1 protein-coding gene is annotated in these 504 nt (G+C 43.3%); it reads left to right on the forward strand.

Annotation, left to right across the window (positions count from 1 at the left end):
- Positions 1–77: 77 nt before the first annotated feature.
- Positions 78–504, forward strand: a 427-nt coding sequence (locus tag R7P74_RS29750; protein WP_318124348.1) for a Lon-like protease helical domain-containing protein, incomplete at its 3' end; no start/stop codon positions are given.

The raw sequence follows: 504 nt of genomic DNA on the forward strand, positions 1-504 counted from the left end.
GGTGTAAGCTAAATCACTTAAAATTAAACAAATAATCTCTACACTCAAGTTACGACAATAAGAAAAAGGAAGCGGATATGGCAATACTAAGATTGGAACCTCAACAGCTATATTCTGTAGCGGATCTAGAGAATATGCCATGTAAGTCGACCAAGGAACTGCCTCCTATTGACGAAATCGTGGGACAAGAGCGTGCGCAAAAAGCGGTCGAGTTTGCGATGTCAATTAAGGAAAAAGGGTACAACATTTACGCCATCGGTCAGAACGGGCTAGGTAAGCGCACGATGATTCTGCGCTATTTGAATCGTCACCAGCATGACGCCGATGCGTTATTTGACTGGTGTTACGTCGCGAATTTTGAAGATACACGCACGCCTAAAGTGTTAAAGCTCCCTTGTGGAATCGGTAACAAACTGCGTGTTGATATTGAAGCCTTAATGGGGAAATTGCTTAACGCGCTGCCATTAGCTTTTGATAACGAAATGTACTTTAGCCGTGCTGATC

It is taken from the genome of Vibrio sp. 2033, assembly GCF_033339735.1.